The organism is Streptomonospora nanhaiensis, from assembly GCF_026642255.1.
Classification (GTDB): Bacteria; Actinomycetota; Actinomycetes; order Streptosporangiales; family Streptosporangiaceae; genus Nocardiopsis; species Nocardiopsis tropica.
Map to the genome: position 1 here is coordinate 5,665,789 of NZ_CP113264.1, position 14,772 is coordinate 5,680,560.

Consider the following 14,772-nt stretch of genomic DNA (forward strand, 5'->3'; position numbering starts at 1 on the left):
GAGGGACATGGGCCTGAAGGACCGCCTCGAGGAGGACCGCGTCGTCGAGGGCCGCGCGGACAGCGCCAGCGTGACGCACTGGCGGCGGCGCCTCCTGGAGGAGATCAACCTGGAGGACCTCACCCAGCTCACCCTGGCGCAGCGCCGGGTGCGGCTGGAGAAGGTCGTGGGTCACATCCTCACCCGCGAGGGCCCGGTGCTGTCCGACCGTGAGCGGTCGCTGCTGATCCGCAGGGTCGTGGACGAGGCCCTCGGCCTGGGTGTGCTGGAGCCCCTGCTGGCCGACGAGACCGTCACCGAGATCATGGTGAACGGTCCCGACAACGTGTTCATCGAGCGCGGCGGCAGGATGCAGCGGGTGGACGCCACCTTCAACGGCGAGGAGCAGCTCTACCAGACCATCGACCGCATCGTGTCGCTGGTCAACCGCCGGGTGGACGAGTCCTCGCCGATGGTCGACGCCCGCCTGCCCACGGGCGAGCGCGTCAACGTGATCATCCCGCCGCTGTCGCTGTCCGGGCCGATCCTGACCATCCGGCGCTTCCCCAAGCCCTACCCCATCGACGAGCTCGTGCGGATGGGCAGCCTGGACGCGCCGACGGGCATCCTGCTGGCGGCGATGGTGCGGGCCCGGTTCAACATCGTGGTGTCCGGGGGCACCGGCACGGGGAAGACCACGTTCCTCAACGCCATGTCGGCGTTCGTGCCGACCGACGAGCGCATCGTCACCATCGAGGACTCCGCCGAGCTCCAGCTCATGCAGGAGCACGTGGTGCGGCTGGAGACCAGGCCGGCCAACATCGAGGGCCGGGGTGAGATCGCCATCCGCGACCTGGTCCGCAACGCGCTGCGGATGCGCCCCGACCGCATCATCGTCGGCGAGGTGCGCGGTCCGGAGACCATCGACATGCTCCAGGCCATGAACACCGGCCACGACGGCTCCCTGGTGACCGTTCACGCCAACTCGGCCGACGACGCCATCTACCGGCTGCAGACCCTGGCGACGCTGGGCGACGGCAACGTGCCCTACGACGCGATCCGCGACCAGATCAACAACGCGGTGGACGCCATCGTGCACCTGGGGCGCTGGCCGGACGGGTCCAGACGGGTCAACGAGATCGCCGTGGTCTCCTCACGCCGCCGGGAGGAGTTCCGGCTGGACCCGGTGATGACCTTCGACGCCCTGCCCACGGGCCCCAACCGGTCCGTGTCGGGCGAGTTCCGGCACTACCCGATGCCGCGGCACATGGCGGGACGGATCTACCACGTGGGCGAGGCCATCCCGGCGGCGTTCGGCGTCGTCCCCGACGAGGGCGTCGCGGGCCGATGGTGACCCCCCTTCCCGCGCCCTCCGGGGCGTGCTCGCCCCCCACCCGATTGGAGTCCCGGTGACCTGGCAGTTCGTGGCGATCCTCGGCGGCCTGGCCGTGGTCCTCGCCGTGGCCCTGTGGGGGCTGTGGGAGTTCGTGGCCAGCGCCGAGCAGCGTCGCATGATCGCCGCCCGCAGCGCCCTGGACCGGGCCGAGTACGAGGCGTCCACGCCGGCCGCCCGCCTGGACGCGGCCATCTACCGCACCCAGTGGGGTTCGCGTCTGTACCGCCGGATCGCCAGGTCCGGGGCGGACGTGCGCCTCTCGACGTTCGTGCTCGCGCTGACCGGCGGTTCGCTCCTCGCGGTGATCGTGGTCTGGCAGGTCCTGGCCCCGTTCTTCGGCCTGCTGGCCGCGGTCGGGGTGGCGTTCCTCTTCTTCTCCTACCTGAACCGGGCGGAGGCCAAGCGGCGCGAGGAGTTCACCGCCCAGCTGCCGGACCTGGCGCGGGTCCTGGGCAACGCGACCTCCGCCGGGCTGGCGCTGCCCACGGCGGTGGCGATGGCCGCCGAGGAGTTGGACGGGCCCGCCGGGGAGGAGCTGGGCCGGATGGCGGAGTCGATGAAGCTCGGCGCCTCCTTCGAGGAGGCCGTGCGGGAGCTGCGCGAGCGGATGCCCTCGCGTGAGCTGGGGGTGCTGCTGTCCACACTGGTGGTGGCGTCGCGCTCGGGAGGTTCGCTGGTCACGGCGCTGCGCAACATCTCCGAGACCCTGGAGAACCGCAAGGAGACCCGGCGCGAGGTGCAGACGATCCTCAGCGAGACGACGAGCACCGTGTGGGCTCTGGGGTTCATGTCGGTGGGCGCCCTGTTCCTGATCAACGGCATCGAGCCCGGGATCATGCGCGTCATGACCACGTCCGTCGCGGGGGTGACGGTGCTGCTGGTGGTGGCGGCGCTGTTCGCGCTCGGTTTCCTGCTGGTGTCCCGCATCACCAAGTTCGACCTCTAGAAGGACTCCCCCGATGAGTGTGCTCCCCACCCTGGTCCCGCTCGCCGCGGCGCTGGCCGGCGCCCTGGTCGTGCTGACCGCCTGCTACGGCCTGTACCTGACCATGTCGCGGACCCGGGTGGAGGTGGGCGGTCCGGCGGCCCGCACACCCCGGACCAAGTCGGAGGAGACGTTCTTCCTGCACCGCCTGACCGAGGCGATCGGCAAGCCCTTCGTCACGTCGGTCCTGGCGTCGATGAGCCCGCGGATGCGCGCCTCCGTCACCGAGCGGCTGGAGGCGGCGGGGCGCCCGGACGGGCTGACCGTCGAACGGTACGTGCGGCGCAAGATCGGCGAGGTGGCGCTGTACGGCCCCCTGGGGCTGCTGATGTTCGCCGTGGGCAGCCCCCTGGTGGGCGTGGTCGTGCTGGCGTTCATGGGGCTGACCGATCTGAGCATGTACGTCCAGGGCCAGGAGCGGGCCGACCGGGTGCAGTCGCAGCTGCCGGACTTCCTGGACGTGCTCTCGGTGACGGTGAGCGCGGGGATGTCGTTCCGGGCCGCGGTGGCCAGGGTGGCCGAGTCGATGCCCGGGGTGCTCGCCGACGAATTCACGCTCGCCCTCCGCCAGATGGAGCTGGGGACGTCCCGGCGCGAGGCCTTCGAGATGCTGCGGCGCCGGACCCGCAACGAGTCGCTGAGCAAGTTCGTGACCGCCATCCAGCAGGCGGAGGAGCTGGGCGCCCCGCTCAGCGACACCCTGGTGGACATCAGCCGGGACATGCGCCGCGCCGACGCCCAGTACATGCGCCGCAAGGCCCAGAGGATGAACCCGCGCGTGACGATGGTGACGGCTGTGACCCTGCTGCCGGGGCTGCTGATCCTCATCGTCGGGTCCATGTTCCTGGGCACAGAGGTCGACCTCGGCGCCATCTTCGGCGGCTGACCGCCGGTCCCCCGGGGCAGCCCCCGACCGCGGTGGCGGCCCCTCCCCGAGTTCGGGGAGGGGCCGCCCGGGGTGGGCCGGGCCCTGCCGACGCGGTCGGCGGCGGAGGGCCGGCGGGTCACCCGTCGGAGGGGAAGAGGCCGGGGTCGCCCACGTCCAGCAGCGGTTCGTGGATCCCGTCGCCGGAGGTGTCGGTCCAGTCGTGGTTGCCCGCGCCGACGAGGGCGTCGTACAGCGCCAGCACCCCGGCCCGGTCGGTCGGCTTGGCCGGGCCCGCGGCCAGCAGTGCCAGGCCGCCCGCGGCGTGGGGCGAGGCCATCGAGGTACCGCTCATGGACCCGTAGCCGCCACCGGGCAGGGTGGAGGTGATGCAGGAGCCGGGCGCGGCGATCTCCACGACCGAGCCGTAGTTGGAGAAGTAGGACAGGGTGTCGTCGTCGTCACCGGTGCAGCGGAGCGTGCCGCCGGTACCCCCGGGTGCTCCGTCGGAGTCGGCCATGGAGGAGACCGTCAGGACGTCGGGGTGGTTGGCCGGGAAGAAGTTCGCGGCGTTGGTGGCGCTGTTGCCCGCGGCGACGGCGAAGGCGACGCCGGCGTCGACCGACCCGGCGATGGCCCTGCTGAGGGCCTGGTTGGTGCACCCCTGACAGCCCAGGCTCATGTTGGCCACGGCGACCTGGTCTGCGTTGGCGGCGACGTAGTCCACGCCCGCCGTGATCCCGGCGAGGGAGCCGCTGCCGCCGGAGTTCAGGACCTGCACGCTCCAGACAGCGGCGCCGGGCGCCACGCCCACCACGCCCTCGTCGTTGTCGACGGCGGCGGTGGTGCCCGCGACGTGGGTGCCGTGGCCGTTCCCGTCGGTGCCGGTGACAGGGACGCAGGTCCCGCTCGTGCAGTTCACGGCGTCCACGACGTTCAGGTCGGGGTGGCCCGCGTCCACACCCGTGTCCAGGACGGCCACTGACACGTCGGGCACGTAGTCGGCCTGGCCGTTGATGGCCAGGCCGGGGTTGTCCGGGGCGAAGGTGCGGGCCACCCCGTCCGGGACGTCCTGCGCGAAGGTGTGCATGACCTGGTCCTCCTGGACGAAGGCCACGTCGGGGTCCTGGAGCAGGGCGGCGGCGTCGGCGGCGGTCATGTCGGCCGCGTAGCCGGTGAGCGCGTGCTCGTAGACGCTGCTGGGGTCGTCTCCGTGGCGGTCGGCCACGTCGTCCGGGGAGGCGTCCTCGTCCAGGACGACGATGTAGGTGCGTTCCGCCGTGTCCGTCGTGTCGGTGGCGTCGGCGGCGAGGGCGGGGCTTGCGAGCACGGCCGGCAACAGGGCTGCGGCCGCGAGGACCGCACCGAACTTGCGCATGGTGGGAGGAACCCTTCGGGGAGGGGGCGGGGGATGCGGAGGGTGGCCACCCTGCTTCCATCATGCGCGGCGACCCGGGCGCGGACAATACGTGGTCACTACGTAACTTCCCGGAGCGGGCGGGGCTACGTAGGGCGTTTCCGCGGACACTGACGGACACCGGCGCGGTGGTTCGCGCCGAACCCCGGATACCGGTCGTGCCGGAGGCAATACGTGTCGTGACCGGTTTCGGGAGCGGCCCCGCTCCCACCGCCACCAGGGGCAACGGCGGTGACAGTGGAAGCGGGTCTCCTCACGACCGATCGCAGGCGGCACACCGCCCACAGTTCCGGACAGCGGCTACGCGGGCCCGCCCGGAGGGAACGGGATGGCGGTCAGGACGGGGAACAGCGCGGACTCCTCGTAGTCCAGGTGCGCCTCCAGTTCCCGCGTCATCCGGTCCAGCTCACGGCGGAAGGCCTCCGGATCGGCGGTCGCCAGGTCGCCGATGAGCGCCTCCAGCTCTCCGCGGATGCGGTCCACGGTGCGGTGTTCCTCCGACAGCCTCCGCAGCGCCTCCTCCAGGTGCGGCTCCGCCTCCGCGAGGCGGGGGAACATCGACTCCTCCCCCGTGTGGTGGTAATGCAGGGACTCGCAGAACGCCAGGCAGTGCTGCCGCAGCTGGAGGTTGAGCCCGAGCACCGGCTCCCCGCCCCCCTCCTGCCCCGCCCGGGCCGCGCGTTCCGCGAGGAAGGCGTCGGCCTCCTCCCGGACGTGCCGGAGCTGGGCGCGCAGCCAGGTGTGGATCTCCACCAACTTCTCGGCGAGGTTGGCGGCCTCGGACGGGGCCGCGAGGCGGTCCCGCTCCAGTGCCACCACCGGCAGGACCCTGGCGGTCCCGGCCTGGTAGTCGCCGTATCCGGGGACCAGGCGCACGACCTCGGCGAACCACCGGTCCCGTTCCGCGCCCTCGGCGGGAACGGCGACGGCGGTGAACTCCTCGGTGCCCAGCTCCACGGTGACCATGGGGTGGGCGAGGACGTTGTGGTACCAGGCGGGGTGGCGGTCGGAGCCGCCTGCCGAGCCGATGACCAGCAGTTTCCCCTCCACTCGGACGAATCCGAGCGGGGTGGTGTGCTCGCGGCCCGATCTGGCGCCAGTGGTGGTGAGGAGCAGCAGGTCTCCGCCCTCGAACATGCCGCCCACGCGGCCGCCGTTGGCGCGGAACTCCTCCACGACCGGGATGTTGAAGTCGCTGACGTGCGGTGCGGTCGGTGCGTACGAATCTGGCACAGGTCTCCTTCGGGGTGTGGGGTGGGCGACCGTCCCCGAGGAACCCGCACACGACCGGCGGCGCGCACGGCGGACCGCGCGGCGGAGCACGCCGGCGGGCCGCCCCTGCGCGCGGGCGCACGGAAGGGTCGGGTGGGGTGACAGGTGTCCCGGAGGCGACCGGGTGTCGTGAATCTCGGGGAGGTCGCGGTGGATCGACGCGTTCGGGCGTGGCTCAGGCCGACGCCGCGCGGACTCCTAGGCGCGATGCATGGTGGGTGCGCTCACGGTGCTCTCCTCGACGATCAAGGTGCCTCCATGCCCACCGACCGGCCCACTGCTCATGGTCGGGGCACGCGACACGCCGGTGAGCCTACCCCAGGGGGTAGGGCCGGGTCCACCGGAAGAGGTGTGCCTGCCGTATGGGGCCGGGCCTCCCCGGTCCGTAGCTTCGTGGGCACACGGATCGAGACGGAGGCGGACCACAGTGAGCCAGGACCCGGGTGCGGCCGGAGCGCCGCCCACAGACCCCGTGCCGACCCCGGCGCGATCCCTCGCGCCGGACCTGGCACGGGGTTTCATGCTGCTGTTCATCGCCCTGGTGAACGCCCAGTTCTTCCTGGTCGGACCGGACCCGGTGCGGTCGTTCGGCGACCAGGCGGTGGCGGTCGTCCAGCTCACCCTGGTGAACACCCGCGCCATACCCCTGTTCGCGTTCCTGTTCGGATACGGGACGGTCCAGATCATGCGCAGGGTGCGCACCGGTGGGGGCGGGTGGATCCACGCCCGCCGCCTGCTGCGGCGGCGCGGCTGGGTGATGCTGGCGATCGGGGCGGCGCACGGCGCCCTGCTGCTGCCGGTGGACATCGTGGGCGCCTACGGACTGGCACTGCTGCTGTTCGTGGGTCTGACGCGAGCACGCGACGCCACGCTGCTGTGGACCGCGGGTCTGCTGGCAGCGGGGTCGGTCACCCTGAACACGACGTTGACCGTGCTGCTGGCAGGTGCGGGTGGGGAGACCTCGATCGCCGCGCCGTCGCTGACCGAGGGGGACTTCTGGACCGCATCGGCCGAGCGGGTCCAGGAGTGGCTGCTGCACACGCCGTACACGATGCTGACCGTCGCCATGCCGATGATCGCCCTGGGCATCTGGGCGGCGCACCGCCGGATCCTGGAGGAACCGGCCGCGCACCGTACGCTGCTGGTCCGCGCGGCCGTGCTCGGACTCGGTGTGGCCGCCGCCGCAGGGCTGCCGAACGCGCTGGTGTACGCGGAACTCATGCCGGCCGGATCCGCGTGGACGGAAGCCCTCCTGGGGCTCCTGCACGACGACACCAGCTGGTTCGGCGGTCTGGGCTGGGCCGCCCTGTTCGCCCTCCTCGCGGCCCGCTGGGAAGGACGGCGCGGGGCCACCGGGTCCGACGTTCCGTACGGCCCGGTGGTGAGGGCCGTGGCCGCGGTCGGTCAGCGGTCGCTGACCTGCTATCTGGCGCAGTCGGTGGTGTTCACGCTGGTGTTCGCGCCCTACGGCGCGGGGCTGGGGACGTCCCTCGGCTTCGCCGGTGCCGCGTCGGTCGCGGTCGCCACCTGGCTCGCCACCGTGGTCCTGGCGGAGGCGTTGCGCAGGTCGGGGCGCCGGGGCCCCGCCGAGGCGGTGCTGCGCCGTCTGACCTACGCGGGGAGCGCCCACACCCCCTCCCCCTCCTCCTGAGGAGGCGGGCCGGGGCGCGGCGGCCTCACCGGTCAGTGGGCGATCGGCGAGGGGGCCTCGGCCCCCGGGGGCAGCACCTCGGCGGGGTCGGGGACGCGCAGGTCCGGTCTGCCGTTCAGCTCCACGAACGTGTACTGCGTGTACCACCGCTCCACCGGGACGGCGGGGGCCATGAGCGACGGCGGCACCTCCTGTGAGACGGGGCGCCCGTTGAGGACGGGGCCGCCGTCCGCGGCGCCCTCCGTGGCGAAGGACAGCGGGACGCCGTCCTCCGTGGCGACGAGCGTGAACCGTGTCGCCTCCCGCGCGTCCGCGTCGGAGGTACGGAAGTCCCCCTCCACCCGGACGGCGGGCACCTCCTCGGGCACACCGCCCGCGAGGTGCCCGTAGGCGTCCTCCGCGGGCGCGGGCGCCCTGAAGACCGTCTCGGCCTCTCCGGTGACCGTGCCGGCCTCCGCCGCGCGGACGAGCGGCCCGACCACCCCCTCCGGGCTGAACGTGGCGGCCGGCGCGGACCCGACCCGGTACCAGGTGGGGGCGCCGTCCCAGGCGGTGCCCTCCCCGCGCAGCAGCTCCCCGCCCACCACCATCAGGTCGCTGGTGCGCGACCCGCTGACGGTGCTGCTCCAGCGGAGCGCGTCCGGGGGCCCGGACCGGCGCAGTACCCGGTCGAACAGGGTCGGGACGGTACCGGTGTCGGCGGGAAGGGGCTGGCCGAAACCCTCGCCGTTCCCCGCGTGCGTGAGCACGGTGAGCTCGAAGGACTCCGCGGCCAGGAACGTGTCCAGCGACGCCGCCACCAGGTCCGCCCCGGAGAGCCGCGCGGACCCCTCCGGCTCCACCCCGGCGCCGCCCCCGCCTTCCGGCGCGGCGGTGTCCGCCCCCTCGGCCAGGGTGTCCAGGAACAGGTACCCGCCGCCGAGCGCCGCACCGGCGAACACTCCCGCGGCGACCGCGAGGGCGAGGAGCCCGCCCGGCCGCCCCCGGCGCAGGAGGGTGCCGGCGGTGCGCCCGGCGCCTGCGTCCCGCGTGCCCTCCCGGGCCGGGCCGGCGGGACCGCGGTGCGGCCGGACCGCCCCCGGGCCCTGTTCCGCCAGGGCCCGGGCGGCGTCGGTCCACCGCCCGGGCCGGTGCCAGTCCGTGTCGACCGGCGGCCAGTGGGCGTGGACGAGGCCGCGCAGGCGGTCGGCCCACACCTCGCGGGTGGCGTCGTCCTCGACCCCCGCGAGCAGCAGGCACTCCAGGTACGCCTCCTCCGACGAGGGCCGTCGCCCGGGGTCCGGCGACAGGGCGCGGCTCAGCAGGTCGCGCAGCCCCTCGGGGACAGCGGACAGGTCGACGGACCCCTCGCGGGCGCGGCGGGCGGCCTCTGTGAGGGGCTCGCCCCCTCCGGAGGGGGGTCGGCCGGTCGCGGCGAACGCCACCAGGCACGCCCACGAGAACATGTCCGAGGCGGGGTCGGGACGGGCGCCCGCGCAGCGCTCCGGGGCGAGCCACCCGGGGCCGCCCCCGGGCGCCGGCGCCTCGCCGTCGTCCGACAGGCGCGCGATCCCGTGGTCGATCAACCGCGGGCCGCCGGGGGCGACGACGACGTTGGCGGGCCTGACGTCACCGTGGGGCACGCCCGCCGCGTGGACCGACGCGAGAGCCTCCGCGGTCCCCGCCGCAAGGACGAGGAGCGCGCCTCCGGGCAGCGGGCCGCTGTCCTCCACGTGGCGGGCGAGGCCGGTCCCGGGCACGTAGGGGGTCGCCGACCACGGTCGGGAGCCCAGGTTCCCGCTGTCCGCGACCCTCACGCAGCACACGCCGCGTTTCCCCCGGACCACCGCGGCGGCGCTCCGCGCCCCTGCGGCCGGGGCCCGCGGGTGGACGAGCTTGAGCGCGACGGGCTCCCCGTCCGGTGACACGGCCGCGTGGACGGTGCCCGTGCCGTCGCGGCCGAGGCGGCCGATCAACCGGTGGCCGCCGACCGTCTCCGGGTCGTCGCCGGCGAGGGGTCGGACGTGCGGTGGGAGGGGAGTAGACGGGGTGGGTGCCATGGGGGGAACGCTTTCGACTCTCCTGGGCCGTCGGCGCGGTGTCCGACCCGTCCAGCTACGACCCATGGGTACGGGAATCTCCTGGATACAGAGCGTACATTCCCGAACGCACCCGGGAACCTCCCCGGTCTCCTCCCACGGCCCGGGGAACGGAGAGCACGGGCCACCGCGCCGGGCCCACGGCCCGGCAGCCCCCCAGGGGGACGGACACGGTGCGCCGCCCCGGCGGCGGGTAGCCGGACCTCGAACGGGACCGGCCCGCCGGAGGCGGAGGAGCACGGAGGGCCCCATTGCAGCCGGGCGCAACCCCTGACAGGGGCCTCCGCCGTCGCCTACTGTGTGAACGCGGCGCCCGGCCACGGCTTCCGTCCGGCCGTGACTGGGCGCTGACCTGCTCTCATGTGGCCGCTGGGACCGATGAACCCTCGGTTGCCCCGTGCTTCTCCGGGGACGCGGGTTCCTCCGACTCCCTGGCGAGAGCGGTGTCCCGGCACTCCAGCACCGACTCCAGCAGCCCCGGGAAGCGCCCCTCCAGCTCCGCGTCGCGCAGGGAGATGAAGCACCGCGTGCCCTCGGTGCGGTTCTGCACCAGGCCGGCGTTGCGCAGGATCTTCAGGTGGTGGCTCAGCGTGGACTGGGCGATGGGGAGGTCGATGTCCTTCCACGCCCGCTCACCCTCCATCGCCGCGAGCATCCGCACGATCCGCAACCGGGTCGGCTCGGCCAGCGCGGAGAGCACCGTCACCAGCTCCACGTCGTTGAGGGCGGGGTGCTCCTGCTCCCTGGGAGCCAAGGCGGTCCTCCTCGTACGGGGCCTGGCCGACGGCCAGACGGGATTTGGCTCATGGACAGTCGCGAGTGTACCTTCGTAATTCGATGTTCGTCGAACATCGAACGCGCAGACAGGCTGGGGTCACCGACCCTCCCGCCCCGGCCCTGCCGCAGGAACCGCTACGCAGCAGGGGAAGAGGGCAACCATGTCCACCATCGCGCTGTCCGTGCTCGACCACGCCAGCATCGCCGAGGGGTCCACCCCCGGCCAGGCGCTCCGCTCCGCCCGGGAACTCGCCCAGCACGCGGAACGCGCGGGCTACACCCGCTTCTGGCTCTCCGAACACCACAACATGCAGGCCATCGCCAGCGCCGCCACGTCGGTCTCGCTGGGGTTCATCGCCGAGGGCACGACGAGCATCAGGGTCGGCGCCGGCGGCATCATGCTCCCGAACCACTCGCCGCTCGTCATCGCCGAGCAGTTCGGCACCCTGGAGTCGCTCTACCCGGGACGCGTCGACCTCGGCCTGGGCCGCGCGCCCGGCACCGACCCGCGCACGATGGCGGCGCTGCGCCGCGACCACAGCGCCTCCTCGACGTTCCCCAGCGACGTCCAGGAGCTCCAGGCGTTCTTCGAGCCCGCCGAACCCGGCCAGCCGGTCCGCGCCGTTCCCGGCGAGGGGCTCCGTGTCCCCCTGTGGATCCTCGGCTCCAGCCTCTTCGGCGCCCAGCTCGGCGCCCAGCTCGGCCTGCCGTACGCGTTCGCCTCGCACTTCGCCCCCGACGCCCTGTACGAGGCGCTCAAGGCCTACCGTGCGGGTTTCCGGCCCTCCGCCCAACTGGAGAAGCCCTACGTCATGGCCGGGGTGAACGCCTTCGTCGCCGACACCGACGAGGAGGCCCGCCGGCTGTTCACCACCATGCAGCAGGCGTTCCTCGGCACCCTGCGCGGCGCCCGCGGGCGCCTGCGCCCGCCGGTCGAGAGCCTCGACACGGCATGGCGTCCCGGCGAGAAGGAACGACTGGACCACATGCTTCGTTACTCGTTCGTGGGCTCCCCCGAAACCGTCCGTGAGAAGCTCGAACTGTTCGTCGCTGACACGGGTGTGGACGAGCTGATGGTGTCGTCGATGATCTACGACCAGTCGGCCCGCCTGCGCTCGTTCGAGCTGCTCGCGGAGGTGGCCGAACTCCGGCGTCCGGAACAGGGCTGACCCACACCCGACCCGGGAACCGGTCAAGGGTGGCGGCGCCGAACTGTAGGCAGGCAGTGGCGCCGTCTTCCCGGTGAGGGCGGGCCGGGCAGGGCTCCAGCGGAGCCCGGCCCGGCCACGGTCCCCCTGTACATCGGCCCGGAACCCGCCGCCGGTCCGCGGCCGGCGGGCTCAGTCGCCCCCGCCGCCACCCCCGCCGCCGCCGTCTCCTCCGCCGCCGCCGGAGTCACCGCTGCCGCCTCCCCAGCCGCCACTGCCCCATCCGCCGCCGGATCCACCGCCTCCGGACCCGTCGAAACCGCCGTTCCAGCCGTCACCGCCTGAGCCGCCGCCGAAGGTGCTGTCGGAGCCGCCGCTCTCGGAGGTGCCGCCCTGGCAGAGGTCGGCGAACTCGCAGAGGCTGTCCTGGTCGATGACGCCACCGCCGCCGCCCGCGTCACCCCCGTCCCCCGACACAGCGTTGGCCGCGGTGAGGTCCGGGCTGAAGGCCGGCGATCCGTCCTCGGACACCGCCCTGCTGGAGCTCCGATCGCGGCCACCGGCCCGCAGCGCCCGGAAACCGGTGACCGCCGTGCGGCGAACCGCCTGGTCCCGGGTCATCTCGGCCGTGGTCAGGGCCGTGGTGTTCCCGTAGCGCTCCCGGGCCCGCGAGACGACCTCGTCGCCCGCCGCGGTGTTGGGAAGGACGGCCGGGCCGCCTGTCGCGGCCAGGACCGCCTGTGCGGCAACCAGGAGGGCCGAGGCCGCGAGGCCGCCCGCCAGGGCTGCCAGCCCCGGGTTCGTCGGCTCCAGCAGGAAGAACGTCCCCGCTCCCACCGCGGCGACCAGCAGCGAGAGGATCCTCCGCCCGCGGATGACCCTCGGGAGCCCCGCCCGCCGCTCCAGGATCGCGCGGACCTCCGGGGTGTCGACGATCAGCCCGGACCCGGCCAGGTCCCGTCTGATCTGCTCCACGCTGCGGCCCGTCACCACGCGGCGCACCATCTCCCGGGCGCTGACCCCGACGCGCTTCTTGAACGCCCTCACCAGGACGCGCCGTGTGGGGTCCTTCTCGTGCGCGTAGGGAACGCCGGGTCCCACGAGGGTGAAGAACCCCCTGGCGGCCTGGCTCCGGATGCGGTCGCCCAGGAACGCGTCCACAACCGCCGTCTCCCCCACCCGCACCGGTCCCCCGGCGAGGAAGGCCAGCTCGTTCGGGCTCAGCTCGTCGGGGTCGGGGGCCGGGACCGGTCCCGGGCTCCTGCGGAGAGCGGCCCGGAGATCGAGATGACCGCGAACGACCCGCAGAAGCGGGACGCCTCCGACCAGGAGGCCTGCGGCCGCCCCCAGAACCAGGAAGAGAATAGAACTGCCGTCCATCCCCGCCGCCTTTCCGCGTCGGTGTCGGGATCACGCTCCCTCCGGCCGTCCCGGCCGGAACGGCCCACCCATCCAACACCACGGCGATATCGCGGACGCGGGGTGGCCTGGCATTACACCCCCGGCCATGACATCCCGGCGAACCGCGTGCCATCATGGTCACTCGACGAGCACCGATCGTGACCTCCCTGGCAGCGCGGACGTGAACCACCGACTCCCCGGTTACCGGCATCCACCTGGGCCGACATCGAGCCCTGTGGAAAGTGTGTGGCCCCGTGCCCCGGAGGGCATCCTGAAGAAAGATGGCCACATCCGGCCAGGACGCGGGGCGGCACCCGAGCCCGTGTCGGATAGTGGTTCCCCAGGGTCACTCAGAACCCGCACGCACACCCCCGGTGGACCCCCGCCTCGGTTCACCGGCGCAGAGCCGCACCCCGGCGGCGCCCTCAGCCCTTCCCGCAAGGAGTCAGTTCCGTGAACAGTCCCAACAGGTTCTGGGTGACGCTCAGCACCTACCTGGCGCCCCCCTCCGAGAGGCAGGACGAGGGCGCGGGGATCGTCGAATACGCCGCCATCCTCATCCTCGTCGCGGCCATCGCCGTCGCCGTTTTCGCTCTCGGCCTCCCCCAAAGCATCAGCGATGGCATCGGGATGTCCGTGACGAGCATCCTCCAAGGGAACCCGTAGACCGGGTTTCTCCTCGCGAAACAACGAGCAAAGATCCCGTCGGTACACGAGTCAGAACAAAAGAGAAACGGGAAGAAGTTGAAAACGGATCCCCAGTCTTCCCAGAACGAGGGGCGCAACAGGAGGTTGGTACGGGGCTCACTGGCCGTGTCTGCAGCCCTTCTTCTCACCTCTGGTTGCGTGGTCGCCTCAGGCGAGGCCCCTGACACCGACGGAACTCAAACCTCTGCCCCGGAATCCGAAAGCGAACCATCCCAGGATCCCGGCAGCAGCCCAGAAATCATTGCAAGCAGCACAGCGACGTCCACGAACTTGGGCTCCGACCTCCAGGTGGACGTCTATGCTCTCGAGACCGTAGGGAACGGGTTACTCAGGCTACGCCTGGGCCTGACCAATAATTCCGGGGAAAATTTCCTTCTCTACAGCGGCCTGAGCGACCAGGAGAACCTTCATACAGCAAGCCAGATCACACTTCTCGATGCGGTCAACCAGACACGCCACCTCAGCTACGAACAGACCAGCGGGTCTTGCTTTTGCGCCTCAACAGACGGAAATGTTGCAACCGGGGAAACCTTGGATCTCTGGGTCGTATACCCCGAGCCCCCAAGCGACGTCGAAACCATGACAATAACAACGCCCATGACACCCCCCATCATGGACGTCCCTATCACCCAGTCTTCAGAAACTGTCGAAAATTCTGGACTCGAAGAACCTGAGATCATTCCCCTGACAATGATTTCAGATAACATCGAGGACCAGACGGGTCGCACCGAAAATAACGACGAAGTAAGCATCATCCTCGCCTCTGACGTGCTGTTCGAAACAAACAGTGCAAATCTCGGTCCAGATTCGCAAGAAATTCTGGCACAGGTGGCAACAGAGATAGATGACGCAAGCGCGGGCGTTGTGAACATCGATGGCTACGCCGATAACACCGGAAACGACTCAGTCAACCTTCCCTTGTCAAGCGAACGTGCAGAAGCAGTAGAAGGAACCCTCCAAGAACTGGTCTCAAGAGAGGGGGTAACCTTCGAAGTGGAGGGACACGGTTCTGCGGACCCGATAGCCGACAATGAAACAGAAGAGGGTCGCGAACGCAACCGTCGAGTCACCGTCACATTCGCGAAGTAGGGGTCG

Annotated in this window: 12 protein-coding genes; 7 read left to right on the forward strand and 5 right to left on the reverse strand. The window is 71.9% G+C overall.

The window, feature by feature from the left end; all coding sequences use genetic code 11:
- Positions 1 to 7 precede the first annotated feature (7 nt).
- The 3 genes from OUQ99_RS24455 to OUQ99_RS24465 are packed head-to-tail and all read left to right on the forward strand — an operon-like array spanning position 8 to position 3,246.
- The gene (locus tag OUQ99_RS24455) at positions 8 to 1,333 is read left to right on the forward strand and encodes a CpaF family protein (protein ID WP_267946133.1); all 1,326 of its coding nucleotides are present in this window, start codon (positions 8 to 10) and stop codon (positions 1,331 to 1,333) included.
- 55 nt (positions 1,334 to 1,388) lie between these two features.
- Entirely contained in the window at positions 1,389 to 2,321 is a 933-nt protein-coding gene (locus OUQ99_RS24460; RefSeq protein ID WP_267946134.1) for a type II secretion system F family protein, read from the forward strand.
- 13 nt (positions 2,322 to 2,334) lie between these two features.
- Positions 2,335 to 3,246, forward strand: coding sequence for a type II secretion system F family protein (locus OUQ99_RS24465; protein ID WP_267946135.1), 912 nt, complete (start codon positions 2,335 to 2,337; stop codon positions 3,244 to 3,246).
- Between the two features lie 118 nt (positions 3,247 to 3,364).
- On the opposite strand, the gene OUQ99_RS24470 is transcribed toward OUQ99_RS24465, so the two are convergent.
- Entirely contained in the window at positions 3,365 to 4,603 is a 1,239-nt protein-coding gene (locus tag OUQ99_RS24470; protein ID WP_267946136.1) for a S8 family serine peptidase, read from the reverse strand.
- Between the two features lie 339 nt (positions 4,604 to 4,942).
- Complete coding sequence (locus OUQ99_RS24475; protein WP_267946137.1) at positions 4,943 to 5,875, reverse strand: nitroreductase/quinone reductase family protein; 933 nt, start codon at positions 5,873 to 5,875, stop codon at positions 4,943 to 4,945.
- Positions 5,876 to 6,341: 466 nt separating this feature from the next.
- Between OUQ99_RS24475 and OUQ99_RS24480 the strand changes: the two genes are divergently transcribed.
- Complete coding sequence (locus OUQ99_RS24480; protein ID WP_267946138.1) at positions 6,342 to 7,565, forward strand: DUF418 domain-containing protein; 1,224 nt, start codon at positions 6,342 to 6,344, stop codon at positions 7,563 to 7,565.
- A gap of 32 nt (positions 7,566 to 7,597) precedes the next feature.
- Here OUQ99_RS24480 and OUQ99_RS24485 read toward each other — a convergent pair whose 3' ends face one another.
- Positions 7,598 to 9,604 (reverse strand): serine/threonine-protein kinase, encoded by a 2,007-nt coding sequence (locus OUQ99_RS24485; RefSeq protein WP_267946139.1) that lies wholly within the window; start codon positions 9,602 to 9,604, stop codon positions 7,598 to 7,600.
- 397 nt (positions 9,605 to 10,001) lie between these two features.
- Positions 10,002 to 10,397 (reverse strand): ArsR/SmtB family transcription factor, encoded by a 396-nt coding sequence (locus OUQ99_RS24490; protein WP_267946140.1) that lies wholly within the window; start codon positions 10,395 to 10,397, stop codon positions 10,002 to 10,004.
- A gap of 184 nt (positions 10,398 to 10,581) precedes the next feature.
- On the opposite strand from OUQ99_RS24490, the gene OUQ99_RS24495 reads away from it, so the two are divergent.
- Positions 10,582 to 11,589 carry an LLM class flavin-dependent oxidoreductase gene (locus OUQ99_RS24495; protein ID WP_267946141.1) on the forward strand — a complete coding sequence of 336 codons (1,008 nt, stop codon included), beginning with the start codon at positions 10,582 to 10,584 and terminating at the stop codon, positions 11,587 to 11,589.
- Between the two features lie 171 nt (positions 11,590 to 11,760).
- Here OUQ99_RS24495 and OUQ99_RS24500 read toward each other — a convergent pair whose 3' ends face one another.
- Complete coding sequence (locus tag OUQ99_RS24500; RefSeq protein WP_267946142.1) at positions 11,761 to 12,948, reverse strand: TIGR04222 domain-containing membrane protein; 1,188 nt, start codon at positions 12,946 to 12,948, stop codon at positions 11,761 to 11,763.
- Positions 12,949 to 13,422: 474 nt separating this feature from the next.
- On the opposite strand from OUQ99_RS24500, the gene OUQ99_RS24505 reads away from it, so the two are divergent.
- On the forward strand, positions 13,423 to 13,635 hold the full coding sequence (locus OUQ99_RS24505) for a hypothetical protein (protein WP_267946143.1): 213 nt from the start codon (positions 13,423 to 13,425) through the stop codon (positions 13,633 to 13,635).
- Positions 13,636 to 13,965: 330 nt separating this feature from the next.
- On the forward strand, positions 13,966 to 14,766 hold the full coding sequence (locus tag OUQ99_RS24510; protein ID WP_267946144.1) for an OmpA family protein: 801 nt from the start codon (positions 13,966 to 13,968) through the stop codon (positions 14,764 to 14,766).
- Positions 14,767 to 14,772: the final 6 nt, after the last annotated feature.

Excerpts from the sequence above, each read along its gene's own strand:
- OUQ99_RS24465 (WP_267946135.1), top strand. The coding sequence starts at position 2,335 with ATGAGTGTGCTCCCCACCCTGGTCCCGCTCGCCGCGGCGCTGGCCGGC.
- OUQ99_RS24485 (WP_267946139.1), bottom strand. The coding sequence starts at position 9,604 with ATGGCACCCACCCCGTCTACTCCCCTCCCACCGCACGTCCGACCCCTC.
- OUQ99_RS24455 (WP_267946133.1), top strand. The coding sequence starts at position 8 with ATGGGCCTGAAGGACCGCCTCGAGGAGGACCGCGTCGTCGAGGGCCGC.
- OUQ99_RS24500 (WP_267946142.1), bottom strand. The coding sequence starts at position 12,948 with ATGGACGGCAGTTCTATTCTCTTCCTGGTTCTGGGGGCGGCCGCAGGC.
- OUQ99_RS24495 (WP_267946141.1), top strand. The coding sequence starts at position 10,582 with ATGTCCACCATCGCGCTGTCCGTGCTCGACCACGCCAGCATCGCCGAG.
- OUQ99_RS24470 (WP_267946136.1), bottom strand. The coding sequence starts at position 4,603 with ATGCGCAAGTTCGGTGCGGTCCTCGCGGCCGCAGCCCTGTTGCCGGCC.